Source organism: Streptomyces sp. NPDC001700 (assembly GCF_053596435.1).
Window position 1 is genome coordinate 544,757 of the sequence record NZ_JBSFGE010000003.1, and the last position, 26,434, is coordinate 571,190.

At 72.7% G+C, this 26,434-nt stretch carries 21 protein-coding genes, 1 tRNA gene, 1 other RNA gene and 1 pseudogene; 10 read left to right on the top strand and 14 right to left on the bottom strand.

From position 1 onward, the window contains the following. Positions 1-42: 42 nt before the first annotated feature. Positions 43-137, bottom strand: an RNA gene (ffs, locus tag ACWC5C_RS08225) — signal recognition particle sRNA small type. Between the two features lie 74 nt (positions 138-211). On the opposite strand from ffs, the gene ACWC5C_RS08230 reads away from it, so the two are divergent. After that, positions 212-299, top strand: a tRNA-Ser gene (locus ACWC5C_RS08230). A 163-nt stretch (positions 300-462) separates the two neighbouring features. Beyond that, positions 463-1,782, top strand: coding sequence for a sensor histidine kinase (locus ACWC5C_RS08235; protein ID WP_450874640.1), 1,320 nt, complete (start codon positions 463-465; stop codon positions 1,780-1,782). A gap of 35 nt (positions 1,783-1,817) precedes the next feature. Here the strand turns inward: ACWC5C_RS08235 and ACWC5C_RS08240 are convergent, their stop codons facing one another. Next, on the bottom strand, positions 1,818-2,462 hold the full coding sequence (locus ACWC5C_RS08240) for a response regulator (RefSeq protein WP_450874641.1): 645 nt from the start codon (positions 2,460-2,462) through the stop codon (positions 1,818-1,820). Positions 2,463-2,662: 200 nt separating this feature from the next. Between ACWC5C_RS08240 and ACWC5C_RS08245 the strand changes: the two genes are divergently transcribed. Both ACWC5C_RS08245 and ACWC5C_RS08250 read left to right on the top strand, forming a co-directional pair. Beyond that, the gene (locus tag ACWC5C_RS08245) at positions 2,663-3,430 is read left to right on the top strand and encodes a S1 family peptidase (RefSeq protein WP_450874642.1); all 768 of its coding nucleotides are present in this window, start codon (positions 2,663-2,665) and stop codon (positions 3,428-3,430) included. 110 nt (positions 3,431-3,540) lie between these two features. Beyond that, positions 3,541-3,754: pseudogene (locus tag ACWC5C_RS08250) on the top strand (ATP-binding protein); the annotation flags it as partial. Between the two features lie 73 nt (positions 3,755-3,827). On the opposite strand, the gene ACWC5C_RS08255 reads toward ACWC5C_RS08250, so the two are convergent. Further along, on the bottom strand, positions 3,828-4,082 hold the full coding sequence (locus tag ACWC5C_RS08255; protein ID WP_450874643.1) for a hypothetical protein: 255 nt from the start codon (positions 4,080-4,082) through the stop codon (positions 3,828-3,830). 20 nt (positions 4,083-4,102) lie between these two features. Next, positions 4,103-5,548 (bottom strand): MFS transporter, encoded by a 1,446-nt coding sequence (locus tag ACWC5C_RS08260; protein WP_450874644.1) that lies wholly within the window; start codon positions 5,546-5,548, stop codon positions 4,103-4,105. 68 nt (positions 5,549-5,616) lie between these two features. Here ACWC5C_RS08260 and ACWC5C_RS08265 point away from each other — a divergent pair, with 68 nt between their 5' ends. Beyond that, on the top strand, positions 5,617-6,267 hold the full coding sequence (locus ACWC5C_RS08265; protein ID WP_450874645.1) for a TetR-like C-terminal domain-containing protein: 651 nt from the start codon (positions 5,617-5,619) through the stop codon (positions 6,265-6,267). A 21-nt stretch (positions 6,268-6,288) separates the two neighbouring features. Here ACWC5C_RS08265 and ACWC5C_RS08270 read toward each other — a convergent pair whose 3' ends face one another. Continuing rightward, positions 6,289-7,383, bottom strand: a complete 1,095-nt coding sequence (locus ACWC5C_RS08270; RefSeq protein ID WP_450874646.1) for a magnesium and cobalt transport protein CorA — start codon at positions 7,381-7,383, stop codon at positions 6,289-6,291. A 178-nt stretch (positions 7,384-7,561) separates the two neighbouring features. On the opposite strand from ACWC5C_RS08270, the gene ACWC5C_RS08275 reads away from it, so the two are divergent. The 3 genes from ACWC5C_RS08275 to ACWC5C_RS08285 all read left to right on the top strand — a co-directional run bounded on the left by ACWC5C_RS08275 (position 7,562) and on the right by ACWC5C_RS08285 (position 11,890). Continuing rightward, the gene (locus ACWC5C_RS08275) at positions 7,562-8,188 is read left to right on the top strand and encodes a dihydrofolate reductase family protein (RefSeq protein WP_450874647.1); all 627 of its coding nucleotides are present in this window, start codon (positions 7,562-7,564) and stop codon (positions 8,186-8,188) included. Between the two features lie 129 nt (positions 8,189-8,317). Beyond that, on the top strand, positions 8,318-8,461 hold the full coding sequence (locus tag ACWC5C_RS08280) for an HGGxSTG domain-containing protein (protein WP_450874648.1): 144 nt from the start codon (positions 8,318-8,320) through the stop codon (positions 8,459-8,461). Positions 8,462-8,590: 129 nt separating this feature from the next. Beyond that, entirely contained in the window at positions 8,591-11,890 is a 3,300-nt protein-coding gene (locus ACWC5C_RS08285; RefSeq protein WP_450874649.1) for an ATP-binding protein, read from the top strand. 670 nt (positions 11,891-12,560) lie between these two features. On the opposite strand, the gene ACWC5C_RS08290 is transcribed toward ACWC5C_RS08285, so the two are convergent. Together ACWC5C_RS08290 and ACWC5C_RS08295 are read right to left on the bottom strand one after the other, a co-directional pair. Then, positions 12,561-13,853 (bottom strand): cytochrome P450, encoded by a 1,293-nt coding sequence (locus tag ACWC5C_RS08290; protein WP_450874650.1) that lies wholly within the window; start codon positions 13,851-13,853, stop codon positions 12,561-12,563. 97 nt (positions 13,854-13,950) lie between these two features. Further along, positions 13,951-14,922: a superoxide dismutase gene (locus ACWC5C_RS08295; RefSeq protein ID WP_450874651.1), complete on the bottom strand. Its 972-nt coding sequence runs from the start codon at positions 14,920-14,922 to the stop codon at positions 13,951-13,953. Positions 14,923-15,188: 266 nt separating this feature from the next. On the opposite strand from ACWC5C_RS08295, the gene ACWC5C_RS08300 reads away from it, so the two are divergent. Both ACWC5C_RS08300 and ACWC5C_RS08305 read left to right on the top strand, forming a co-directional pair. Further along, positions 15,189-16,745 (top strand): subtype B tannase, encoded by a 1,557-nt coding sequence (locus ACWC5C_RS08300; RefSeq protein ID WP_450874652.1) that lies wholly within the window; start codon positions 15,189-15,191, stop codon positions 16,743-16,745. A 128-nt stretch (positions 16,746-16,873) separates the two neighbouring features. Then, positions 16,874-17,149, top strand: a complete 276-nt coding sequence (locus tag ACWC5C_RS08305; RefSeq protein ID WP_450874653.1) for a hypothetical protein — start codon at positions 16,874-16,876, stop codon at positions 17,147-17,149. Positions 17,150-17,168: 19 nt separating this feature from the next. Here the strand turns inward: ACWC5C_RS08305 and ACWC5C_RS08310 are convergent, their stop codons facing one another. The 7 genes from ACWC5C_RS08310 to ACWC5C_RS08340 all read right to left on the bottom strand — a co-directional run bounded on the left by ACWC5C_RS08310 (position 17,169) and on the right by ACWC5C_RS08340 (position 26,434). Beyond that, complete coding sequence (locus ACWC5C_RS08310; RefSeq protein ID WP_450874654.1) at positions 17,169-18,410, bottom strand: hypothetical protein; 1,242 nt, start codon at positions 18,408-18,410, stop codon at positions 17,169-17,171. Between the two features lie 155 nt (positions 18,411-18,565). After that, positions 18,566-20,731: a serine/threonine-protein kinase gene (locus ACWC5C_RS08315; protein WP_450874655.1), complete on the bottom strand. Its 2,166-nt coding sequence runs from the start codon at positions 20,729-20,731 to the stop codon at positions 18,566-18,568. 92 nt (positions 20,732-20,823) lie between these two features. Then, complete coding sequence (locus ACWC5C_RS08320; protein WP_450874656.1) at positions 20,824-23,130, bottom strand: protein kinase domain-containing protein; 2,307 nt, start codon at positions 23,128-23,130, stop codon at positions 20,824-20,826. Then, positions 23,130-24,065, bottom strand: coding sequence for a serine/threonine protein kinase (locus ACWC5C_RS08325; RefSeq protein ID WP_450874657.1), 936 nt, complete (start codon positions 24,063-24,065; stop codon positions 23,130-23,132). Before ACWC5C_RS08325 ends, ACWC5C_RS08320 begins: the two co-directional genes overlap by 1 nt. Before the next feature lie 76 nt (positions 24,066-24,141). Further along, positions 24,142-24,453, bottom strand: a complete 312-nt coding sequence (locus ACWC5C_RS08330; RefSeq protein WP_450874658.1) for a hypothetical protein — start codon at positions 24,451-24,453, stop codon at positions 24,142-24,144. Between the two features lie 70 nt (positions 24,454-24,523). After that, positions 24,524-25,195 (bottom strand): 4-carboxy-4-hydroxy-2-oxoadipate aldolase/oxaloacetate decarboxylase, encoded by a 672-nt coding sequence (locus ACWC5C_RS08335; RefSeq protein ID WP_450874659.1) that lies wholly within the window; start codon positions 25,193-25,195, stop codon positions 24,524-24,526. A gap of 24 nt (positions 25,196-25,219) precedes the next feature. Continuing rightward, on the bottom strand, positions 25,220-26,434 hold the full coding sequence (locus ACWC5C_RS08340; RefSeq protein WP_450874660.1) for an aspartate transaminase: 1,215 nt from the start codon (positions 26,432-26,434) through the stop codon (positions 25,220-25,222).

The window sequence follows — 26,434 nt, forward strand, 5'->3', positions numbered from 1 at the left end:
CCGGACGCCGCCCGGGTCCCCGCCCACAACGCCCCCACAAACGAAAGGGCCCCCCACGCACCCGCCAGAGCCCACTTACCCTTGCTGCCTTCCGGCCCTGGGGGAGTTCGGTGAGATAGCGCCACGTGAGGGGCTGGCCCCCACCCTAGCGGATAGACCGGGGTGGGAACGAGTTCGCGAGCACTCCCGATCGTCTTGTAGAGTCTCCAGCGGAGGATTCGCCTAGAGGCCTAGGGCGCACGCTTGGAAAGCGTGTTGGGGGCAACCCCTCACGAGTTCGAATCTCGTATCCTCCGCCATTGCCTTCACCGGGCAATACGTCGAAGGGCCCCACCGCTCGCGGTGGGGCCCTTCGGCGTTCGTGGTCGCGGTTGGCGCCGGGGCTGCGGGGCGTCGTCGCAGTGGGCACCGGCTGGGTGCCCGCCGGGTCCGGTGCTCGGGGTCGCCTTCTATCCTCGCCGGGTGAGTACCACCAGTCACAGCCGCCGGCTCGGGAACACGCTGCGCGGCTGGGCGTTTCTGCCTCCCGGCGACGGGGGCACGGCGCAGAGCCTCGCGGCGCGGCCCGTACCGCGCTCGTCCCTCCTGCCGGCGCGCGCCGTGGACTTGGGGCTGACGGTCGTCGCATTGCTGCTCGCGGTGGGGAACAGTTTCCAGAACCCCTACCTGGGGCCGGCCGCTCCCTGGGCGAACCTGGTGATCGCCGCGGTGAGCGCACTGCCGCTGCTCGTACGGCGCCGGGCCCCCGAACTGGTACTCGTCGTCGGACTGCTGGCCAAGGTCCTTCAGGTCTCGCCCTTCGTATCGCCCCTCGCCTACTACGCGGAGGGCGCCTATCGCGGCCCGCACAGCCGCCGGATCGCCTGGGCCTCGGCCGGTGTCGGGCTGGTGGCCCTCGCGCCCTGGAACGCGGCAGCGTGGTCCAGCCTCCGGACCGTGGTGACCTGGTTCGCGGTGAACTTCGTCTTCTCCTGTCTGGTGCCGCTGCTGCTGGGGCTCTACGTGGGCCAACGGCGCGCCGTCGTCGCCGGTCTCGTCGAACGGGCGGAGCGCGCCGAGCGGGAACAGCGGCTCGTCGCCGAGGCCGCGCGGGAAGAGGAGCGACGGCGCATCGCCGGAGAGATGCACGACGTGGTCTCCCACCAGGTGAGTCTGATCGTCGTACACGCCAACGCGCTCAGCGTTGTCGCCCACGATCCGGAGATGACGGGCGAGACGGCGCAGATCATCCGGACGGCCGGTCAGCGCGCGCTCACCGAACTCCGCGAGATGCTGGGGCTCCTCAGAAACCGCCCGGCCGGTGACCCGGCCGATGGCCCTGCCACCGGGGCCGGGGAGCCGCCCGTCCCCGGCGCGGCCGTCGACAGGATCGCCGAGCTGGCCGACGGCTCCCGGACCGCCGGGCTGCCCGTCACCGTGATCGTCGAGGGCGCGCCGCAGCCGCTGGCAGAGCCGGTCGAGCGTGCCGCACACCGGGTCGTGCAGGAGGCTCTGACCAACGTGCACAAGCACGCCCCGGGGGCCCCGACACAGATCCACCTCGCGTTCGGCCCGCGAACCGTGCGCGTACGGATCGTCAACGGCCCGCCCGAGAAGCCCGCCGAGCCGACTGCCGACGGTGGGCCTCTGCTCCCCAGCGGGGGACACGGGCTGATCGGTCTGACGGAGCGGGTCCGGCTGGCCGGCGGCACCATCGGGTCCGGGCCCACCGGTGACGGCGGCTTCCGGATCGATGCCGCGCTGCCCACGTCGGTGACCGGAGCGCCCACAACCGGAGGTTGACTCTGCACCCGCCGCTCCGGCGATGAGTCAGGCGTTCAGGTCAGTCCGGCGTCGTGGGCGATGAGCGCGACCTGGGTGCGGTTGGCGGCGTCGAGCTTGGTCATGATCCGGCTGAGGTGGACCTTGACCGTGGACTGGCTCACGAACAGCTCGGTGGCGATCCTGGAGTTGCTGTGGCCCTGGGCGACCGCCACGGCGACCTCGCGCTCACGGGTGGTCAGCTCCGCCATCCGCGAGCGCGCTTGCGGGGCGACCGCGCCCGTGGCGAAGGCGGCCAGCAGCTTGGTGGTGATGCGCGGTGAGAGCATCGCCTCGCCGCGCGCGAGGACCCGTACCGCGTCGGCCAGTTCGCGCGGCGAGGTGTCTTTGAGCAGGAACCCGGCCGCGCCGTGCTGGAGTGCGGCGTAGACGTATTCGTCCACGTCGAAGGTGGTGAGCACCGCGACGGCGGGAGGATCGGGCAGCGCGGCGAGCTGCCGGGCGACCTCCAGGCCGCCGACGCGGGGCATCTGGATGTCGGTGAGCACGACGTCCGGGCGGTGCCTGGCCACCAGCTCCACCGCCACCGAGCCGTCATCGCCTTCGGCGACCACCTCGATGTCCGGGTCGGCGTCGAGGATCATCCGGATGCCCTTGCGCACCAACTCCTCGTCTTCGAGGAGGACCACCTTGACGGTCACTCACGCCACCACCTCGTCCGCGTACGGGCAACATCGCCTGCACACACGGTATCCGCCGTCACCTCGCGGTCGTCCCACGGCACGATCCAGGCCGACGTGCCGTACGACTTTCGGGCACGTCCAGCCGAGCGGAAAGGGGGACGCACCGAGGGTGCCGACCGGGACAGGCTGGAGGACGTCGGCGAGATACAGGAGGACAGATGGCCAAGCGTGGCAAGTGCGGCAAGGCGGCACTGTGCGCGGTGGCGGGGGCGATCACGCTCACCATGGCAGTGACACCAACGGCATCAGCGATCATCGGGGGACACGAAGCCACCTCTCCGTACCCGTTCATGGTGAGCGTGCAGAAGGACGGCCGCCACTACTGCGGAGCCTCCCTGATCAAACCGGACTGGATCGTGACCGCCGGGCACTGCACGGTGAACGTCAAGCCCCAGCAGCTTTCCGTGCGGGTCGGCGACCACGATCGCACGAAGGGTGCCCAAGCGAAGGTCACCAAGGTCATCGCGCACCCGGACTTCTCCTACGAGCCGTTCCGCAACGACGTGGCCGTCATGAAGCTGGACCACCCCGTGGACGCGAAGCCCATCAAGCTGGCCGCGAAATCCGCGCCGACGGGTGCCGACACGCGGATCCTCGGCTGGGGAATGACCTGCGAGGACGGCAGCGAGTGCCCGGACCTCCCGATCCGTCTGCAGGAACTGGACACCAAGATCGTCCCCGACGACCTGTGCAGCGAGAACTACAACGCGGACAACGAGCTGTGCACCGACAGCCCCACCAAGAACGCACAGGCGTGCATGGTCGACTCCGGCGGGCCGCTGATCAAGGGCCGTCCCGGGCGGTGGGAACTCCTCGGGGCGACCAGCCGCGACGGCGACGCCGATCCGAAGTGTGCCACCGGCCCCGGCATCTACACCGACCTGACGGCCCACCGCGAATGGATCGAGCGGGCCACCGCGAAGTGATCCGCGACGACTCCGTCCGCCACGGGCCCTTCGACATCGTGCCCAGTGAAGGCACTGGCGCAACCCGGGCTGGTTGGTATCGGTAGCGATAGTGTCTCTATCGGGACTATCTGCCGAACACGGCCCTACCCGCCGCCCCGGCGATCTGCGGCTACTGGACCCGCAGCAACGACATCGAAATCGACCTGGTGGGCGGCGATCACCGACGAGCCGGTACCGCTCGTGGCGGTCTCCCGCAGCGGGGTCGGCTGTTCCGGCCTTCAGGCGGCGTACGGCCCTGAGGAACTGCTCAGCGCTTGGCGCGGCACCCAGCAGCTGACCTGAGGCTCCATTCAGGGCAGGGGTGCGAATCCGGCCGACTGGTCGAGGTGGAACGCGGAGCCCGGGGCCGTCGGGGTCAACCGTCGCGCAGGGCGAGCTGAATGGCCTGGGCGACGGCTGATGGCAGTACGGGGTTGGCCTCGCGGCCGAGCCAATTGCCCGGGTGAGGTTGGTTGCTGGTCACCACGAGCGTCGTGCCCGGGTGGTCCGCGTGCTCGACCGCGTACGTGCACGGGGACCACGCCAGGCCTTGGCAGTAGGTGGGCCTGCGTCGCAGCCGCCAGCGGTAGGCCGTTCCGCCGACGACGAGGCGCCGGGCGCCCGTCCCCATTTCCTTCTCGTCAGCACCGTTCAGGACTTGGGCCTGATGCGGTGGGCCGTCAGGGCGGCGAGGGCGGCCAGGGTCAGGGTCAGGGTGAAGGTGGCTGTCAGGGCTGTGGTGGTGGGGGCTTCGTGGGCGTGGGACAGGGCTATGGCCGCGCCGCCGAGGCCGGTGAGGACGGCGGTGGCCAGGGTCTGGGCGAGTTGCATCGCGCCGCTCGCCTCGCCCTGCCGGTCGGCGGGGGCCTGCTCCATGGCGTCGGTGGTCGCGGCGTTGAAGGCGATGCCCATACCGACGCCGCCGACGGACCAGCCGATCACGGCGACCAGGGCGGACACCGAGTCGATCAGGATGCCCGCGGCGATGATCGCGACGCCTGCGGCCAGGACCGTGCAGCCGACGGCGATCGGCAGCGCCCGGGAGCGCCCGCTCCAGCGGTCGTCCGCCCGGCCCTGCCAGGCCGCGCCGAGCACCCAGGCGATGGCCCCGGCGGACAGGCCGAGGCCCGCCTCGGTGGTGGTCAGGCCGCGCAGTTCGGTGAGGCCGAGGGGCAGGAACGCCTCGCTGCCGAAGTACGCGCCGCACAGCAGGAACCGGATCAGCACGCCGGTCGGTACGCCGCGCCTGCCGCTCAACGTCCCCGTCGGCAGCACGGTACGCAGGCCCAGCACCGCGGCCACGGTGCCGAGCAGCGCGAGCGGCAGCAGCAGGGCGAGGTTGGTGAACTGCAGGCCGCCGAGCAACACAGCGGTGCCCGCGCTGACCAGGATTCCGCGGGCCACCGGGCCGCGCCACCACACCTCATGCACAGCGTCGGAGGCGGCGGGCGGGTTCGGGTGGCCACGGCGTGCCAGCGGGGGCACCGCCATGGCCCAGGCGAGCGCGATCAGCGGCAGGAGCAGGACGAACACACCGCGCCAGTGGAGGTGTTCGGCGATCAGCCCGGCGACGGCCGGACCGGCGAGCGAGGGGACCGTCCAGGCGCCGGAGACCAGCGCGAACATCCGGGCCCTGAGGTGTTCCGCGTAGTGCAGGCCGATGACGGTGTACGCCAGGGCCATCACGGCGCCGACGCCGAGGCCCTGTACGAAGCGCCCGGCGAGGAAGACCGGCCAGTTCGGCGCGGCCCCGGCCAGGGCGCAGCCGACCGCGAAGACGGCCAGGCCGACGCCGAGGGGCCTGGCCGGGCCGTGGCGGTCGGCTGAGCGGCCCGCGGCGACGGTGCCGATCAGGTTCGCGAGCATCAGCGCGGAGAAGCCCCAGCCGTAGGCGTTCAGGCCGCCCAGCTTGCCCGCGATCTCCGGGAGCACCGTGGCCACGCCCATCGACTCGAAGGCCACCAGGCCGACCGACAGGACGATTCCCCAGGTCAGGGCCGTGTACGGGGCCTGGAAGACGCTCTGCGCCTGGGCCGGGTCCGGTGATTCCGCGGCCGCGTCGGCGGCTCCCTCTTCGGTCAGTTCCCGCCGTGGCATAGGGGCCTCCGTTAATTTCATTACGTTACGGAACGGAACGAAAATGCATGCTACCTATACTGGGCGCCATGGCAAACCCCGGCAGCACCTCCGCCCGCACCGCCGAGCCCAGGGCGGCAGGGCGGCCTCGGGACGCGCGGCTCGACGGCGCGATCCTGACCGCCACCCGGGAAGTGCTCGCGGAGGTCGGCTACCCCGGCCTCACCCTGGAGGGGGTCGCCGCCCGGGCGGGGACCACCAAACCGGCCATCCGGCGCCGCTGGGCGTCACGGCAGCTGCTGGTCATCACGGCCCTGGGCGAGATCATGGGCACCGCCCCCACCCCCGACACCGGGTGCACCCACTGCGACCTGATCCTGGGCATCGAGACCATCGGCCAGGCCTTCGGGGGCGCCTTCGGCCGCCGTACGCTGCCCGCGCTGATCGCGGATCTGGCCGGGGACCCCGAGCTGGACCGGGTCTTCGCCGAGACGATCTTCCACCCCCGGCGGGCCACCACCAAGGCGGCGCTGCTCCGCGGCATCGAACGCGGTGACCTCCGCGCGGACGCCGACCTCGACCTGCTGCTCGACCTGCTGGCCGCCACCACGTACCACCGGGTGCTGTTCGGCCATATGCCGATCGACGACCGGCTGGCGCACGACGTGGTGATGACCGTCCTCGACGGCGCCGCGACGCCGCGCTGGCGCGAGCACTACCGGCAGCGCCACGACGGGTGACGACGGCTCTTCCTCCAGACGCTAGAGCCAGCCGTTGCGGCGGAAGCCCCGGTGGATGCCGAAACACGCGGTGACGATCACGATCAGGACCAGCGGGTAGCCGAAGCGCCACCGCAGCTCCGGCATGTGGTCAAAGTTCATCCCGTACACCCCGCACACCATCGTCGGCACGGCGATGATCGCCGCCCAGGCGGTGATCTTGCGCATGTCCTCGTTCTGGGCGACGGTCACCTGGGCGAGGTGGGCCTGGAGTATGGAGTTCAGCAGGTCGTCGAAGGCCGCGATCTGGTCGGTGACCCGGTCCAGGTGGTCGGCGACATCCCGGAAGTACTTCTGGATGTCGACGTCGACCGCCGGGAGGCGCTGCGTGGAGAGCCGTTCCATCGGACGGTCCAGGGGCGCCACGGCGCGCTTCAACTCCAGCAGCTCGCGCTTGAGCTGGTAGATCCGGCCCGGGTCGGCCCGGTACGCGGGCTCGCGGGCGAAGACGTCGGTCTCGACCTGGTCGATGTCGTCCTGCACCGCGTCGGCGACCGCGAGGTAGTCCTCGACCACGTGGTCGGCGATGGCGTGCAGCACCGCCGAGGGGCCCTTGGCCAGCTGGGCCGGGTCGGCCTCCAGCTCCTCGCGCAGCGGGCCCAGCGATCCGTGGCGGCCGTGCCGTACGGTGACCACGAAATCGGGCCCGGTGAAGATCATGACCTCGCCGGTGTCCACGACCTCACTCGTCGTGGTCAGCTCGTCGTGATCGACGTACCGGACCGTCTTGAAGACGGTGAACAGCGTGTCGCCGTACGTCTCCAGCTTCGGCCGCTGATGTGCCTGGACGGCGTCCTCGACGGCCAGCGGGTGGAGGGCGAACAGCTCGGCGATCCCGGAGAACTCCCGCTCGGTGGGTTCGTGCAGCCCGATCCACACGAAGCCGCGCCGCGCGCGCCGCACCCGCTCGATCGCCTCATCGGCCGGACAGTCGCCGGGCTGGCGCTTGCCGTCGACGTACGCCACGCAGTTGACGACCGACGTACCGAGCGGTGAGCGGGCGGGGTGGTTGAGATCGACGCGGCGGCGCCGACGGGCCAGGCGCGCCACTTTCCGGAGGTTGCCGACCATCGACATGCGGTACTCCTTCGGCTGAGCTGCGACCGGCGCCTACCCCCTCGCGAAGGGACGCGCCGGCTGCGACCACAGCGTACGTCCCGGCTTCCGTGTCGCCAGGGCCCCCACCGATGAGTTTGTGCGGGGTCCGCGGTCTGAGGGGAGGAAGGGTCATCCGTACCGCTCGTGGAGGGGCATCATGAGGAAGATCATCGCCAGCCTGTTCATCTCGCTCGACGGCGTCGTAGAGGCGCCCGATCAGTGGCACTTCCCCTACTTCAATGACGAAATGGGCGCCGCCGTCGACGCGACCTTCAGCGCGACCGACACCCTCCTCCTGGGGCGCGAGACGTACGACAGCTTCGCCGGGGCGTGGCCGGAGCGGGAGGCCGCCGGGGGCGAGGACGCCGATTTCGCGAAGAAGCTCGGTGACGCCCGCAAGATCGTCGTGACGCGTCAGGATCTGTCGCTCACGTGGCGGAACTCCGAGCAGATCAAGGGCGGGCTGGTGGACGCCGTCACCGCACTGAAGAACGAACCGGGCAATTCCGGCAAGGACATCGCGATGAGCGGCTCGGTCTCCGTCGTCCGGCAGCTGCTGGCGAACGGGCTGCTGGACGAGTTGCACCTGCTGGTCCACCCGATCGCCGTACGCAAGGGCATGCGGCTGTTCGAGGAGGGCGAGACCACGCTCCCGCTGCGGCTGCTGTCCTCGGCGACGTTCCGCACCGGGGTGCTGCACCTGGTCTACGCCCCGGCCGAGGCGCCCGGGGACGCCACGTACGAGGACGCGAAGGCGCACTTGCCCCAGGGCGAGGGGCAGTAGCGGCCGGGATCCGGTCTCAAAGGGGGTGGATTCGGCCCCATGTGTCCGTGGTCGGTGTCGGCCATGCCGCTGCCTGGTGAGGCTTCACCGGAGACGGCATCGACCCATTGACCGGGCAAGGGGAACCGTATGGGCAAGCAGGTGAAGTGCGGGTCGACCAAGACGGCTACGGGGAGGCCCTGCCAGAACCCCGCGATGATCGGCTACTCCCGCTGTCAGAAGCACCGGGGCGACTGGAGCAAGCCGCAGAAGAAGAAGGGCAAGGGGCGCTGATCCCGCCCCCCTCGACCGGGTCCCGAGGTGATCACCCGCCCCGGGGCCCATGCGCGGGGGTCGCGCGCCGGAGGCGCGGTGGCGCACCGGGCGGGCCTGCCGCGCCGCCGTTCTCGCTAACCTGCCCCGGTGACCATCGAGTTGACCGTCCTGTCGACGGTTTCGTATCGCGGGGAGGTGATCACCGCCCCGCGGCTGCGCGGGCTGCTCGCGCTGCTCGCCGGTGATCTGCGGACCGGGTGCAGCACCGGGCGGCTGGTCGACGGGCTGTGGCCGGAGCCGGACGAGCAGCCGGAGAATCCCGTCAAGGCGGTGCAGATCCTGGTCTCGCGGCTGCGGTCGCGGCTCGGGGCGGAGGTGGTGGTCAGCACGCCCAGCGGGTACCGGCTGGGGCTCGGTGAGGAGCGGGTGGACGCCTCGGCCGTTCTGCTGCATGCCGCCGCGTGCGCGGAGAAGGCACGGGCCGGGGACCATGCGGGGGCGCTCGCCGAGGCCGAGGAGGGGCTGACCCTCTGGGACGGGGGCGGGGGCGGGGTGGCGGGTGCCGTTTTCGGCGATCCGGTGGCGGCGCTGCGGGCCGAGCGGGCGGCGGCACACCTGACCCTCGTACGGGGGCGAGCGCTGGGCCTGGCTCGCACCGGGGCCCGGGAGGCGGCCGCCGGGCCGCTGGCGGAGCTGGTGCGGGAGTTCCCGAGGGACGAGGAACTGCTGCTGGAGCTGGTGCGTTGCGAGGCCGCGACCGCTGGCACGGCCGCGGCCCTGGCGACGTACGAGCGCTACCGGCGGCGGCTGCGCGACGAACTGGGCGCCGACCCGGGGGCGGGGTTGCGGGCCCTGCACGAGGAGCTGTTACGGGGCGAGGCGCCGGTGGTGCGGCGCGGGGTGCCGCACGAGCCGAACGCGCTGCTCGGCCGGGACGGCGACATCGCGGCCGTGGCCGGTCTGCTGCGGTCGTCACGGGTCACGTCGATCGTGGGCCCCGGCGGCCTCGGCAAAACCCGGCTGGCCGCGGCGGTGGCGCGGGCGGCCGAGCAACGGGTGGTGCACCTGGTGCCGCTGGCGGGTGTGACGAGGGATGAGGACGTGGTGTCCGAGGTCGCCTCCGCGGTGGGTGCGAGGGATGCGTGGCGACCGTCGGGTGGCGGTTTCGCGGCTGTGGTGGAGGGTGGCGGCGGTGCGTCTCCGGTGGCGGGCGGCGGTGCTGCCCCGGCGGCGGGTGGCGGCGGTGCTGACCTCATCGCGGGCGGCAGCGGTGCTCCCCCGGCGGTACGTGGCGGGGGTGTTGCCTCGGATGAGGTGTTGGGTGGGGTTGTCGGGGTGCTGGGGGTGGGGCCGGGGCTGTTGGTGCTCGACAACTGTGAGCAGGTGGTGGGCGGCGTCGCCGAGCTGGTGCGGGGGCTGGTGGCGGCGACCCGGGATCTGCGGGTGCTCACCACGAGCCGTAGGCCGCTCGGGATCGCCTCCGAATCGGTCTATCTCCTGCCGGAGTTGGACCCCACGACCACGGTCGAGCTGTTCGAGCAGCGGGCGAGGGCAGCGCGGCCGGATGTCGAGCTGCCCGCCGAGACCGTCGCCGGGCTCTGCCGCCGTCTCGACGGGCTGCCGCTCGCCGTCGAGCTGGCCGCGGCGCGGGTGCGGGTGCTGTCGGTGGGGGAGATCGCCCGGCGGCTGGAGGACCGGTTCGCGTTGCTGCGGGGCGGCTCGCGGGACGCGCCGCAGCGGCACCGCACCCTGCGCGCGGTGGTCGACTGGAGCTGGAACCTGCTCGCACCGGACGGGCAGGCGGCCCTGCGGGCGCTGTCCGTGTTCCCGGGTGGGTTCACGGGCGACGCGGCCGAACACCTCGTAGGGCACCTCGTAGGGCACCTCGTAGGGCACGAGGCGCTGGAGATCCTGGAGGATCTCGTCGGGCAGTCGCTGCTCAAGGTGACGGACACCCCGTCGGGCGGCGTCCGGTACCGGATGCTGGAGACCGTACGGGAGTTCAGCGCCGCGCACCGGGCGGAGGCGGGCGAGGACGAGCAGGTCACGGCGCGTTTCCTCGCCTGGGCACGGCACTTCGGTACGGCGTACCACGACGCGCCCTTCGGCCCGGACGCCGTCGCCGCCTGGCAGCGGATACGGGCCGAACAGGACAACCTGCTGCGGGCGCTGCGGATCGGGCTGGACGCGCGCGACATGCCGACGGTCGTGGCGGCCGCGGCCGTCCTCGGCGCGCTGTGGGCCACCGAGGCCCACTACACCCGGCTCAACGCACTGGCCGAGGACACCGGCCCGCTCCTGTCCCACTACCGGCCGGAGCCCGATGGCGTCGAGCCGGTCCGTACGCTCGCGACGCTGGTAACCGTCAACGCGTTCCTCGGCGCGGCGGGTTCGGGCGCGCCGCGCTTCCTCCGCGTCCTGCGACGGCTGCCCCAGGCCGCGCCGTCCACCCTGATCGGCGCGCTGGCCACGGTGCTCGGCCGGATACCCGAGGTGCTGGGGCCGGACCGTACGGTCCTTGAGCGGCTGTGCGCGAGCGACGAACCGCTGGTGGCGGGGGTCGCGGAGGGGGTGGCGGGCTATCTGTGGGAGAGCGAGAACGAGCCGGAACGGGCCATGGCCGCCGCCCGCCGGATGCTCGGCGCGTTCGAGGGACGGCGCGTGCGGGGCGTGCGGCGCGTGCCGTGGCTCGCGATCATGGCGCATTCGCGGCTGAGCGAGCTGTGCCTGCACGCCGAGCGCGGCGCGGAGGCGCGGGTCCACATGGCGGAGGCCATGCGGGTCATGGACGAACTCGGCGACTGGAACGACATGCTGGGCCTGCGCTGGGGCATGGTGCTGGCCAACCTCCAGACCGGCGACCTCGACGCGGCCGAGCGCTGGCTGGAACAGGCGGTGCTGCACCGGCCGGAGGAGGCCGTGGCCCTGCTCACGCCCGACCTCGGGGCACGCGCGGAGATCGCCCTCGCGCGGGGTGAGACGGAGCGGGGTCTGGCGTTGTGGCGGCGGGCCACGGGCGCGCTGGAGGCCGACGACGGCCAGGTGCTGGATCCCTGGGCGTTGGAGATCCATGCGGTGTCGGTGGCCGCCCACGCGCAGCACGGACGCCTCGACCTCGTGACGGAGCGGACGGCGGCGCTGCCGGAACGGCTGGCGGCGCTCCTGGGCGCGCGGGCGGACTTTCCGGTCTGCGGGGTGCTGCTGCTGGCCCTGGGGTACGTCGACCTGGCGGCGGGGCGGTGCGGAACGGGCGTACGGCTGATCGCGCTGGCGGAGCGGTTCCGGTGTCTGCGGAGCTTCCAGCCGACGACGGCGTCGGCCCGCTCGCGGAGCGCGGCGGAGGCCGCCGACGGGGCGGCGTACGAGGAGGCGGTGTCGGCGTACGCCACCCTGAGCCGGGACGAACTCCCGGACGCGGCGATCGCATTGCTGAAGCTCCGCGACTGAGCGGGGGGGGCGGGGTCGGGGCCGGGGCCGGGGGCCGGGGCCGGGGGCCGGGGGCCGGGGCTTCCGGTAGCCGAAGGGCCCGGCGCGGAGCGCGGCGTACGACGACGCGGCGTCGGCGTACGCCACCGTGAGGCGGGACGAACTCCCCGGTGCGGTGGTCGCGTTGCTGAGGCTCCGCACCTGGGCCGGGGCGCGTGAGCCGCGATCCGAAGACCGTGGCCGAGCCCCGGTGGCGGGGGCCGGGTACCGGGGCGCCTGGGCTGGTGGGGCCCGGTCGGTGACCGCAGGCCGGTGGCTTCCGGTGCCTGCCCCGGGACCGACGGCCCGGGAGCCGGTGTACGGCGACCGGGCGCCTGAGCCGATGGCGGGGGCGGTGGCCGGAAGCCGATCGCCAAGGGGCCGGGGTCAGTGGCCGCGAGCCGGTGGCTTCCAGAAACCGCAGGCCGGTGGGTCTCGGTGGCCCGGAGCCGGGGGCCGGGGCGCCTGAGCCAGTGGCGGGGGCAGGTGGCTTCCCGAGGGCCAGTGGCCGGAGTCTCGGTGGCGGGTAGCCAGTGGCTGGTGGCGGGGGTGGCTGCGGCCCCGTTGGCGGGTGGCGCATGGCCGGAGGTCGCAGGGCGGAGGTCGCAGGGCGGGGGGCAGGCCGCCGAGGGCCGTCCCCCGAGGCGGGTCGTCATAGGTGTACGGGGAGGCGCAGCAGGTGGAAGCCGTCGCCCGGCCAGTGGGCGAACTCCAGGGCGGGGCGGGCCACGGCGAGTCGCAGGGTGGCGCGGTGGACGAAGAGGCGGTCGAGGACGACGGTGGTGATGAGGCGGCCGAGCGCGGCGCCGATGCAGTAGTGGGCGCCGTGGCCGAAGGCCACGTGGCCGTCGCCTCGGCCGAACTCCCGGGAGATGTCCAGGCGTTCGGCCTCCGTACCGAACTCTCCCGGGTCGTGGTCGGCGGCGAGCAGCGCCACCGTCACCGCCTCGCCCCTGCGCAGCGCGGTGCCCGCGAAGTCGAAGTCCTCGGTGGCGTAGAGGGTCGCGCCGACGCGGACGATGGAGACGTACCGCAGGAGTTCGGGGACGGCGCGCGGGAGGAGGGCGGGGTCGGCGTGCAGCCTGGCCGCCTGTTCGGGGTGGTCGAGCAGGGCGAGGGCGGCGTGGGCCAGGAAGAGCGCGGGCGGGGTGATCCCGGTGTTGATGAGCAGGAAGACGATGCCGATGAGGTCGTCCTCGGAGAGCGGGTCCTCGTCGGCGCGGACGCCCTGGAGGAGGGCGGAGATCAGGTCCCCGGTGGGCTCGGCCCGGCGGCGGGCGATGAGTTCCCTGGTGTACTCGACGAGGGCGACGAGCGCCTCCCCGGCCCGGCTGCCGTCGCCGAAGGCGAAGTCCCGCATCCAGGAGCACACCTGGTCGCGGTCGCGTGCGTCGACGCCGATCAGTTCGCAGATGACCTGGGTGGCGAGGGGGTAGGCGAACTCGCCCAGGAGGTCCGTACCGCCGCCGCTCGCGTCGGCCTCGGCGATCAGGGCGTCCGCCGTCCGCTCCACGAAGTCGCGCAGGGCCGCGATGCGGCGGGCGGTGAACGCGCGGGTCAGCGGGGCGCGGCGGCGGGTGTGCTCCTCGCCGTCGAAGAGGGCGAGGTGTCCGGCGAAGTACTTCACGTACTCGGCGGGGAGCCCGGCGGAGGCCGCCTCCATCAACTCGTCCTGGGCGTCGGAGGCTTCGGCAGGCGGGCCGGGGATCCGTGTGCGGTCGCGGATCAGCCTCGGCTCGGTGAGCGCGGCCTTGACGTCGGCGTACCGGGTGACGAGCCGGACGGGGGTGTGGAGGCCGGGGAGGACCACGTGCGGGAGTTCGTCGCGGGTACGGAGGTCGGCGTAGCCGCGTACGGGGTCCTCGACCTGCTCGGGGGTGAGGTGGACGGGGGTCGCGGGGGTGGTGGCGATGGCCGGTGCGTTCGCTTCGTCTGGTGAGGTCATGCCTCAGAGAGTGCGGGCGGTCGGCTTCAGCCCGGCTTCATTCCGGTTCCAGCGCCGGGCCCGCGGGTTTCAGCGGGGGAAACCCGCGGGTGAGCGCTCAGAGGGAAACGGCGACCCCGTTGAACGTCGTCTCCGGCGTCTGCGGGCTGGTGAAGCGGGCGTTGACGAGGTACAGGCGGTCGCCCCAGCGGGCGGCGGTGGTGGGGACGTCGAAGCGGGGGTCGGTGATCGTGCGCCGCAGGGTCGCGGAGCGGGCCCCGGCGTCGAGGTCGAACACGCTGATGAGGTTCTGCCGGTTCTGCACGACGTACAGGGTGCGGCCGATACGGACGAGGCCGTCGCCGCCCGCGACGTCACCCGCGCCGTGCAGCGCGATCCCGGTGGCGTAACCGGTCCTCAGGTCCACGCGGTAGAGCCTGCCGGGCTGGCTGCTGACGACGATCAGACCTCGGCCGTCGGGGGTGGCGACGATGCCGTTGGCGTTGTTCACCTCGGGCGTCTGCACCCAGTCGCCGGTGAGCGGCAGGGAGCGGATCTCGCCGTCGCGGCCGCGCGGTACGCCGTGGAGCACGCTGTCGCGGGAGTCGGTGAACCAGGCGCGGTCGCCGAGCAGGACGACGTCGTTGATGAAGTGGCCGGTGGGGTCGGTCAGTTGGTGCGTGGCGACGAGTCGTCCCGTGCGGGTGTCGACGATCCGCGCGGTGCCTCCGCCGCCTCCGGCGATGTAGAGCAGGCCGTCATGGTCGGCCTTCAGCCCGATGGCGGCGGTGCCGGTGGCGCCTTCGTAGAGCGTCGTGCCCTCGCCGGTGCGCAGGTCGGTGCGGTGGACGGCGCCGTTGGCGCGCGAGCCCATGTAGGCGTACGGCCTTCTGCCGATGGTGATCCCCTCGGGGAGGAAGCCGTCGGGCAGCGGGAACTCGGTCGGCCACGCGCCCGCCGGGCCCGCCGGGGCGGCGGCGGAGGGGGCGGCGTGCGCCGGTGCGGTGGCGGCCGCCGTCACCGCGAGCGCGGCGAAGGCGCCACCGCCGAGGATGGCGCGCCGGGACGGCTGAGATGGGTTCCGGGTCATGGTTCCGGGCCTCCGTGAAGGTGGGCGAACTCAGCAACTCAGTGACTCAGTGACTCAGTGACTCAGCGAACTCTGTGAACTCTGTGAAACGTGCTGCGCATGCGGCGTTCCGTTCGCTCGTAACGAGGCGCCCCCGGCCGGAGTTCCCCCGGCTGTGCGTTGGCCATGAATGCCCCATGAATGCCGCGAAAATTGTTGACGATATTGCGGACGATCCATACGTTCACACACCGACGGGGTCACGGACAAGGACAAGCGGCAGGGAGATGTCAGTGAAGCGCAGGACCATGGTCATGGGAGGACTCGCCGCGGCCACCGCGGCGTCGACGGCGGGGGTCGGCGTCGGCGTCGCCGCCGCCCGCTCGCGGCAGCCCTCGGACACGGACGCGGAAACGGACACGCTGGTCTTCGACAAGGACGACTACACGGTCCTGACGACGACCATCGCCACGGCCGACGGCGACAAGGCCGTGACGTACCACTTCTACAAGGCCATCACGTACGTCGCACACCCGGTGGACGCGAAGTACCAGTGCCTGAACGTCAGCGTTCCCGTCGCCATCGACGGCACGGCGGTCGACACCACCCGCGCGCCGATCCTCTTCGCCAACTCGGTGGGCGGCTACATGCCGTCGTCCGTGGCGGACGCCACCGGGGTCGGCGGTTCCCCGATGACCCCGCCCGGCGGTGGCGGGGGCGGTGGTGGCGGTGGTGGCGGGCAGGCCGCCATGGTCAGCAACGCCAAGCTGGCCGTGGCCGCCGGTTACGTCGTCGTGGAACCGGGCGCCCGCGGCCGGACCCTCGTCGACGCGGACGGTACGTACTACGGCACGGCGCCCACCGCCATCGTGGACCTGAAGGCCGCGGTGCGGTACGTACGCTTCAACAAGGGCCGCATCCCCGGGAACACCGACCGGATCGTCTCCTCCGGAACGAGCGCCGGAGGCGCGCTGTCCGCCCTGCTCGGAGCGTCCGGCGACAGTCCCCTGTACGAGGCCCACCTCAGGGAACTGGGCGCGGCCCCCGCGAGCGACGCCATCTTCGCGGGCGGCGCCTGGTGCCCCATCGCCGACCTCGAACACGCCGACATGGCGTACGAGTGGAACTGGGGCGGCAACGCGCTGAGTTCCGGCGACACCGTCGACCAGGCCATCTCCGGCGCACTGCGCTCCGCGTTCGCCGAATACCAGGCCTCCCTGAAGCTGAGGACCCCGCGCGGCTCCGGCCCCCTCACCGCCCGCAACTACGACGCACACCTCGTGAAGACCTACCTCGAACCGGCCGCCACCACCTACCTCAAGGCCCTCCCGGCCGCCGACCGTTCGAGCTATCTGGCCAAGAACACCTGGCTCACCTGGTCCGGCGACCGGGCCAGCTTCGCGTGGGCCGACTTCCTCACCCACGTCGGGGCCCGGAAGAAGAACACCCCGGCTTTCGACCCCTTCGACCTCTCCGCACCGGAGAACAACCTGTTCGGGACGGGAACCACCAAGGCCCGCCACTTCACCCTCTACAGCCTGCGCCACGCCACCGGCAACGACAGCGCACGCCTCGACGGCGACCTGCCCCGCAAACTCGACCTGATGAACCCCATGTTCTTCATCCGCCACCGGAACCCCGGCCGGGCGAAGCACTGGTGGATCCGCGTCGGTACGAAGGACACCGACACCTCCCTCACCGTCGTCGGCAACCTCGCCGCCGGTCTGGAGAACCTGGGCGACGACGTCAACGCCCTCATGTACTGGGACGCCGGGCACGGAGCCAACCAGGACGCGGCGGACTTCATGACGTGGATCGGCCGGGTGACGGGCTACACGACGTGACCTGACGCCGGGGGCCTGTGGCGACGAGACGGCCGTCCGCGTAGAGGCCGCCGAGGAGGGCGCGGTGGGCCGGGCGGGCGAGTCTGTATCGGCCGATACACCGGCGCCGGGCGCTCACCCCGTGCACCGTGCGCAGGCTGCGCCGGGACCGCTTCCTGGCGCTGGTCGAGGACGCCGCCCCGGACGCGGCCCCGGTACGCGCTCACGTCCTGCGCGTCCTGGCCGGGCAGGCGCGGCGGCAGCAGGAGCGGTTCATGGCCACCGCCGCCGGGTCCGCCGAGGCGCGGCTGGCGGCCTGGCTGCTGGAGGAGGCCGCGACGGCCGCCGGGGGCCGGGTCCCGCTGCCGGGCACCCAGCAGGTCCTGGCCGACCCGGAGCTGCTGGGGCGCCGCGCCGCGGGCTGAGCCGCCCGAAGGCGGGGGCTCAGTAACGGCGGGCGGGGCGTACGGCGGCGGTCGCCGAGCTGGGCTGGTACGGGGCGGACGTGCCCGCGTACGTGGCGCGGTAGCCGTGGTGGCGCAGGTCGTCGTAGCGGGCGCGCGACCCGGTGCGGAGGGTGGCGTCGCAGCGCGCCTTGCCCTGGGCGTTCGTCACCGCGGTGCACAGCTTGCGGGCGCCGGTGGAGTCGGTGAACCGGACCGTCTGGCCGCGCAGCGGGGCGCCGTCGGCGGTGGTGAGGGTGGCGGACAGCCCCTTGACCCGCAGGGACGCGGGCGAGGTGTGCCGTTCCACGGTGGCCGGGCTCGCCGTGAGGCGGGTGGGCGCGGGGTGGGACGGCGGGAGGGCCAGTCCGACCGGGCTGCTCAGCCCGGCGATGGGCACGGTGGACTGTTCGCCGCCGTCCGCGGGGACCTGCACCACCCGGTCGTTGCCGAAGTCGGCGATGAACAGGTTGCCGTACGCGTCGACCGCGAGCCCCTGCGGGGTGTTGAGGCCGGTCGCGGGGACGGTCCGCTGCGGGCCGCCGTTCGCCGGGATCTTCACCACGCGGTCGTTGCCCGAGTCGGCCACGTAGAGGTTTCCGGCCCGGTCGAACGCGAGCCCGGTGGGCTCGGAGAGCCCCGCCGTGGGGACGGTGAACTGTGGCCCGCCGTTCGCGGGCACCACCACGACGCGGTCGTTGACGAAGTCGGCGATGTAGAGGTTGCCGCGCGCGTCGAGCGCCAGGCCGTCCGGGTGCATCAGGCCGGTGGCGGCGACGGTGGTCTGTTCGCCGCTGTCCAGGGAGACCTCGACCACCCGGTCGTTGAAGCTGTCGGCGATGAACAGGTTCTCGTCGGCGTCATCGGCGTCACCGGCGTGGTCGCGCTCGACAGCGAGACCGATCGGGCGGGAGAGGCCGGTGGCCGGGACCGTCTCCTGGCCGCTGCCGTCCGCGGGCACCGTCACCACCCGGTTGTTGCCGGTGTCGGAGATGTAGAGGTCGCCGTCGCCGTCGAGGGCGAGCCCGGTGGGCCGGGCGAGGCCGCTGGTGGGGACGGTGGACTGGCCGCTGCCGTCGGTGGCCACCTTCAGCACCGTGTTGTCGGTGTACTCGGAGACGTACAGCTGCGCGGGGCTAGGCGCCGCGGCCGCCGAAGCGATCCCGGAGGCGAGCCCGTACGCACACAGCGTCAGAATTCCTGCCAGCGCGGTCAGTCGGTGCCGTACGGAGAAGCGGCTCATTCCACACCCACCCGTGGTTTCTGGACGGTCGGCCCATTGCCGTGGGACGACAATAAAAACCCACCGCCCGCCCCGCCCCACACCACGCCACCACCCCACCCGGATTCCACCCGAGCGGCAGGCGCCGGAACGGCCGTACCCAGGTGGCGGGGACGTCAGAACACTGGCATGGCGGTCACGGAGCCCATGCGCGCCAGGAAGACACGATTGCCCGCACCCGTCATCAGCCACTCACCGCCTTGACCTCGTGAGTACGTCCAGGCCAGGTCGCCCGAATCCTTGTTGAAGACGGCGACGCCCTCCTCACCAGCGATGTCCTGGGTGGCCCAGAGCGATTTGCCCTGCACCACCGGGGATACAAGCTGCGGCTTGATGTCGCCCTTCGTGTGCCGCGTCCAGTCGGTCTTCCCGTCCCGCTTGTCGCGGCGGCTGATCTCCGTACCGTCCTGGGCGTACAGCGCGTCGCCGTCGATGACCGGAGGTCCCCAGCCTCCCGTGGTCTTCGACTGCTCGCTCTTCGCGGGCAGGGACCACACCTCTTCCCCACTGACGGCCTTACGGGCCGTCAGGGTCGGTCCGCCCAGGTAGACGACTCCCTCGGAGACGGCGGGAGCGACCGGGTAGATCACCGTCGTGCGCCGGGTCAGCTTCCAGGCCACTTTCCCGGTGCGGGTGTCGAGCGTGACCACCTTTCCGTTCTGCCCGCAGATCACCAGGCGTCCGCTGCCCGCGGCGATCAGAGGCGGGGAGACCGTCGAGCACTTCACGGGCATGGGCACCGTCCAGCGGACGCGGCGATCCGCGATGTCCAGCGCGCCCAGGCGATCGGGGTCGGCGCTGCTCTCGTCCGTGCCCGACGCCATGAAGTAGACACTCTCGGCATCCGCCCCGATGACCTGCAAGGCGTCGGCGGACACCTTCCACTTTCTCCTTCCGGTTCCGCTGTCGAGCGCGATCAGCGCCCCTTCACTGTCGTCCAGCGAGGTGCCGATGGTCACCACGAGCCCGTCCGAGGGCGCGGCACAGCGGGCGTTGTAGCCGCATTCCACCGTCCATTTGCTGCTGCCGTCGGCCACGTCATATCCGCCCAGGACCGTGGACCTCTCCACCACGACCACGCGGTCACCGGCGACCACGGGCCGGGGAGCCATGGGGCTCGCGCCCTGCGGCCCCCACAGGCTGGGCGGCGCGGTGCCCTTCTCGTACTGCGAGGGCTTCAGCCGCTTGGCGTCCCACGGCTTGCGCGCCACCACGGCCTCCTTCTCGTCCGCGATGGCGTTCCGTACGGCGTCGTCGTCCCCCGACAGCAGCCACCAGGCGGCCCCGCCGCCGCCCGCCGCCAGCACCGTGCCGCCCGCCGCGAGCGTGGTGAGGAGCCTGCGGCGGGACGGCGCGGCCGGGTCGGCGGGGGTGGGTATCTCCGGGAAGGTGGTCAGCCGCTTCGCCGCCGCCTCGCGCCGCTTGATCTCGGCGGCCAGCGACCCCAGCTGCCACACCCGCTTGGCCTTGGCCTTGGCTCCCGGCGGCGGGGCGAACGCCGCCGCGATCTGCTGCGGGAGCGGACGCTGCGCCGGATCCTTGACGAGACAGGGCCCGATGAGCACGCGGACCGACTCCGGTACCTCCGACAGCTCCGGCTGTCCGTGCACCACAGCGTACTGCACCGCCGCCACATGCCCGCCCTGGTACGCGCGCTCCCCGCTCGCCGCGTACGCCAGCACCGCGCCCAGCGAGAACACGTCACCGGGCGGCCCGACGCGCTGCCCCATCACCTGCTCCGGCGCGCCGTAGCCGGGCGTGACCGGGATCTGGCCGGTGGAGGTGAGGGTGAGGCCGTGCTCGGGGCGGGCGATGCCGAAGTCGATGATGCGCGGGCCCGAGGACGTCATCACGATGTTAGACGGCTTGAGGTCGCGGTGCACCAGCCCGGCGGCGTGGATGTCCTGGAGCGTACGGGCGAGTTCGCGGGCCAGCTCCGCCACGCCCGGCTCGTCGAAGGGCCCCTGCTGCTCGATGGCGTCGTCCAGCGTGGGCCCGGCCAGGAACTCGGTCGCGAGCCACGGGCGGCCGCCCTCGGTCCACGCCCCGAGGACGCGGGCCACCCCGGTGCTGGTGACCGCCTGCGCGGCCTGGGCCTCGCGGACGAAGCGCTGGGACATGTGCGCGTCGTGCGCCAGCTCCGGGCGGAGCACCTTGACCGCGGCGGCCCGGCCGGAGCCGTCCCGCCCGAGGTACACCTTGCCCATGCCGCCCTCGCCGAGCACACCGAGGAGGCGGTAGGGACCGAGGCGGAGGGGGTCGCCGGATGCGAGGAGGTTCATGAGGTGGGTGTCTTCCTGCCGGTGATCCGGCTGCCGTTGACGGACGTGGGCGTACTCGAACGGGAGTGGGCTTAGCCGAAGCGGACGTGGGCCTACTCGAAGCGGATGGCGCAGACGAATTGCCCGCTGGTCCACGCCAGGGTCCCGGCCCGTTCATGAGCCACCAGGCCGAGGTCGAAGTTCCCGGGTACGCGGAGGACCCAGGCGACCTTGTGCGTCCGCAGATCGACGGCGCCGATCTTCGCCCGGCCGTCGAGGGCGACGTAGGCGTACTTCCTGCCGATGACCGGCGTGACGTTGCTGTTGGGCACGGCGTCGCCGAAGCCCGTCTCCCACAGCGGCTTTCCGGTGTCCGCCGCCACGGCGACGAGCCCGCGGGTGCCCTCGGTGACGTACACCACGCCGTCCCGCACCGCAGGCCTGCCGTACGGCCGGTCGCCGTCCTCGACATCGCCCTTGTCGCGGCCCTCGCCGAACTCCCAGGCCTTGACCCCGTCGGAGACGCGGAACGCCTTGAGCTGCCAGCCGACCACGTAGACGCGTGCGTCGTCCGCGACCAGCTGCCCCGGATCGAGGAACGAGTCGTCAAGCCGTTCCCTGGGCAGCGTCCAGCTCCACAGCTTCTCGCCGGTGCGGGTGTCCCGGGCGCCGAGCGCGTCCTCCTCCGTCGAGTGGTCGACGCGCCGGACCAGCAGAAGGCGCTTCCCGGCGACCTCGGCGACGGTGTTGTCGTCGAGCGCCTCGGGGCTGTAGGTGCCCGAGAAGGGCTGGCGCCATAGCTCCTTACCGGTGCGCAGCCGGATGGCCACCGTGTGCCAGCCCTCGTCGTCCTCGACATTGGAGTCGCTGTCGCTGGAGTTCCTGAACTTCCTGGCGATGACGTACAGCACGCCGTTCGCGACGAACAACGGATGCGCCGGGCCCGTGAGGGACACGTCGAAGTCCCGGAAGGGCCCCGCCACGAGGTGTGGCTCACCGTTCGCGGGGTCGATGGAGTGGACCGTGAGCCCCGGCCCGGACTCCTGCTCGGGTATGCAGGCGTACGCCCGCTTGCCGTCCGAGACGACCCGCCACTGGGCCTTCCCCCGGTCGCGCACGGTCTCCCACTCCCGGGTCCAGCGTTCCTCGCCGGTCTTCGCGTCCACCGCCACCAGCGCGTTCTCGCACAGCACCAGGATCAGGTCACCGGCGAGCAGCGGATTGAAGCCGTCGTCCGCCTCATCGACCTTCGCCCACCACACCGCGCGCGAGGGCACATTGGCCGGGCGGGGTCCGGGCCCCTTGTCCCGGGTGGACCACGCCCACGCCCCCGCGCCCGCGGCGGCCACCCCCAGGGCCGACCCCCCGCTGAGGGTCAGGAACTTCCGCCGGGACAGCCGGGACATACGGGCCTTCGGCGCCGCGCCCGGCATCACCGTGCCGGGCGGTGCGGGCAGCCGCTCCGGCTGGATCCGCCACACCTCCGTCGCCCGCCGGGCGATCTCCGCGAGCACCGGGGCGGGCAGCAGCTCCCGGAACGCCTCCGGGTCGTCGGGGAGGCGGGCGTCGAGGAGGCGGTCGTCGGGGAGGCGGGCGTCGGGGAGGCGGGCGTCGGGGAGGCGGGTGTCCAGCTCCCGGGCCAGCTCCGCCGTACCGGGGCGCTGGGCGGGGTCCTTGCTGAGGCAGCGGGTCAGCACCGGCAGCAGGGCGGTGGGTACGCCGGTGAGGTCGGGTTCCGCGTAGCGCACCCGGTACAGCAGGTCGGCCGCCTGGCCGCCGCCGAAGGGGCCGTGTCCGGTGGCGGCGAAGACCAGCACCCCGGCGAGGGCGAACACATCGCCCGCCGCGGTGTGTTCCATCCCGGTCGCCTGCTCCGGCGACATGAAGGCCGGGGTGCCCGCGGTCGCGCCCACCCGGGTGAGCCGGTCGTCGCCGAGGGCACGGGCGATGCCGAAGTCGATGACCTTGGGCCCGAGGTCGGTGAGCAGGAGGTTGGACGGCTTGAGGTCGCGGTGGACGACGTCCGAGCCGTGCAACTGACCGAGCGCCGCGCACAGGGCGGCGCCCAGCGCCCGTACGGTCCGCTCCGGAAGCGGACCGCACACCGCCACCGCGTCGTCGAGCGGCGGGCCGAGCACATACTCGGTGGCCAGCCAGGGGATGTCGGCGAACGGGTCGGCGTCCACGACCGCCGCGCCGTGCCGCCCCCCGATGACGCGGGCGGCGTCGATCTCCAGCCGGAAGCGGGTGCGGAACTCCGCCTCGGTGGCGATGCGTTCGTGCATCGTCTTGACCGCGACCGTACGCCCCCTCGGCGAACGGCCGAGGTACACGTTGCCCATACCGCCGCCGCCGAGCCGGGAGATCAGCCGGAACGCGCCGAGCTGCTCGGGGTCGTCATGGTTCAGGGGGTGGGCCATCAGATCCGCCCCAGGGCCGTGGGCTCGTACGACGGGCCGCCCGGCGTCTCGCCGCCCGCCACCGGTCCACCCGCCACGTCCGTCTCCACGGCCAGCAGCTCGGCGGACTGCCGGACGAGCGCCCCGATGACCGCGCCGGGCAGCCAGCCGGGCCCGAGGGCCGCGACCGCCCCGCTTCCGGCCGGTGCCTCCTCCGTACGCGTCAGCTCCGCCAGCAGCCGGCCGCCCTGCGGGCGGGACGCCGGGTCGCGGGCCAGGCACCGCGCGATCGTCGTACGCAGCCCTTCGGGCAGTTCGCGGCGCTCCGGGACGGTGTGCCCGGTCGCGGCGTACGCCAGCACCGAGCCCAGCGCGTAGATGTCGCCCGGCGGCAGCGTCTGCCCGCCCGCGACCTGCTCCGGCGGCAGACTGCCCGCGCCCGCCCCGGGCGGCCCGGACCGGTGCGCGCCGAAGCACGTCAGCCACGGCCCGTCGGCGGTGAGCAGCACCGCGCCGGGCGAGACACCGCCGTGCGTCACGCCCCACGCGTGCGCGGCCGCCAGCGCCTCGGCGAGCGCGGCGCCCACGGCGCGGACGGTGCGCTCCGGCAACGGCCCGCCGTGCGCGGCGAGGGCGCCCGGGAGCGGCAGCGCGGGCAGATACGGCGAGGCGTACCAGAGCGCCTCGCCCGTCCCGCCGAGGTCGGCCACCGGCGCGATCCAGTCCCCGGCCAACCGCCGCCGCGCGGCCTCCGCCTCCACCGCGAACCGCGCCGCGTCGGCGCCGGGCAGCGGGGTGCTGATCACGACCGTGCGGTTCCCGCCCGGCAGCCGCCCGATGAAGCGCCGCTCCGGCACCGCCACCCGCCCGCTGGCCCCGGGCTCCTCCGTATCGAACCGGGCCACCAGGTCATACGGACCGATCCGCCGCGGATCGTCCGAGCGCAGCGGTTCCATGACGTACGACTCCCCCCACTCACGACACAAGCCCGCCAACCCTACTCACGCCGGACGGACAGCCCCGGAGCCGCCCTCACGGGTTCGGCATCGGGCGGGCGCAGCTCATGTACAGGACGAACACCGAGGCCGGGGCCAGGGAGGCGTAGAGGACACGGCGGCCGATGTGGCGCCGCCGCCGGGGTATGGCCCAGGCCGCGGTCAGCAGGCCCAGCGGGAGGGCGAGGGCGCAGCGGAAGACCACGGAGCCGGGGGTGAACACGAGGGCCCAGAAGGCCAGGAAGGGGGTGACGACCGTGGAGAGCAGTGGTGCGATCCACTGCCAGGAGACCCGGTCGTCGGGGCCGCGCTTGGGTGGCGCGTTCTCGCACACAGCGTTGTCAGCCATGCGTACCAGCCAACCCGAGGGCGGGGCGGGGTGCATGAGTGTGGGTACTCAGGTGCCCCGCCCGGGGCGGTCAGTCGATGACCAGGCCCTTGGCCTTCAGGACCGGTTCGAGGCCGCAGACCTCTATGACGCTCTTGCCGGAGCGGTAGGCGGCGATGAAGGCGTCCTCGGCCTCGACGCGGGCCTGGCATTTGGCGATGACGTCCGCCAGGTCCTCGTGGCGGACGATCACGACACCGTCGGCGTCGGCGCGGACCACGTCGCCGGGGCGGATGATCTCGCCGCCGATCAGGACGGGTTCGGCCATCGGGCCGACGGTTTCCTTGACCGTGCCCTTCATGCAGACGCTGTAGGAGAACACCGGGAAGCCGAGTTCGCGCAGCTCGCGGGTGTCGCGGACGCCGGTGTCGGTGACCAGGCCGCCCAGGCCCTTGGCGACGCAGGCGTTGGCCAGGACGTCGCCGAAGGAGCCCGCCTCGGCGTATTCGCCCGCGGAGACGGTGATGACGTCGCCGGGGTGGGCGTAGGCGATGGCGACCTGGAGCATGATGTTGTCGCGGGGCGCGCAGACCACGGGGAAGGCCGGGCCGCACAGGGACATCGCGGGGTCGACCGGCTTGATGGTCGAGTCGAGGGCGCCGAGGCGGCCCTGGGCTTCGTGGATGGTGGCGGCGGAGTAGCCGCTGAGCTGCTTCACCAGGTCCGGGTCGGGGCGGGTGAAGGCGGTGTTGACGCGGATCATGCGGGCGATGGCTCCTTCGGGAGGTCAGGAGAGGTCGGCGCGGGCGCGGGCTATGGCCTCGCAGGCCGCGGTGAGGACGTCGTTCGAGGTGGCGAAGGAGATGCGGAAGTAGCCCGGCGAGCCGTACGCGGCGCCGTGGATCACCGCGACGCCCTGCGACTCCAGCAGATGGGCGGCGACGTCCTCGTCGGTGCGGATCTCCTGGCCGGAGGGGGTGCGGGTGCCGAGGAGGCCGGTGCAGTTGACGAAGGCGTAGAAGCCGCCGTCCGGCGGGGTGCAGGACAGTCCGGGGATGTCGTTGATCAGCTTGACGACGGTGTCCCGGCGGCCCCGGTAGACGGCGACGCTGTCGCGGACGAAGGACTGGTCGCCGCTGAGCGCGGCGGTGGCGGCGGCCTGGCTGATGGAGGAGGGGCAGGAGGAGATCTGGGACTGGAGGGTGTTGATGGCCCGGATCAGCTCGGCGCTGCCCGCGCCGTAGCCGATGCGCCAGCCGGTCATGGCGTACGTCTTGGAGACGCCGTTGGTGTAGAAGACTCGGTCGGCCAGGCGCGGTTCGACCGCGGCGAGGCTGTGGACCTGGCCCGTCTCGTAGAAGATCTCGTCGTAGATCTCGTCGGTGAGCACGTGGACGTGCGGGTGGGCGAGCAGCACCTCGGCGAGGGCGCGCAGCTCGTCCGCCGTGTAGACGGCGCCGGTCGGGTTGGACGGGGAGTTGAGGACGACCCAGCGGGTGCGGTCGGTGAGGGCGGCGGCCAGCCGGCCGGGGGTCAGCTTGAAGCCGTCGGCCTCGGGGCAGGGCACGATGACCGGGGTGCCGTCGTTGGCCAGCACCATGTCCGGGTACGAGACCCAGTACGGGGCCGGGATGACGACCTCGTCGCCCGCGTCCAGGGTGGCCATCAGGGCGAGGAAGATGATCTGCTTCCCGCCGCCGCCCACCGCGATCCGGTCGCCCGGGTAGTCCAGCCCGTGGCGCCGAAGGAGCCGGTCGGCGATGGCGGTCCGCAGTGCGGGGGTGCCGTTGACCGGGGTGTATTTGGTGACGCCCTGCCGGATCGCCTCGATGGCGGCGTCCTTCACATGGTCCGGGGTGTCGAAGTCGGGTTCGCCCACGGTGAGGTCGAGGATGTCCCGGCCCTGGGCCTTCAGTTCGCGGACCCGCTGGGCTGCCGCGGTGCTGGGGGAGGGTTTGATGCGCCCGACGCGCTGAGCGGTGCCGTGCTGAGCGGTGCTCAT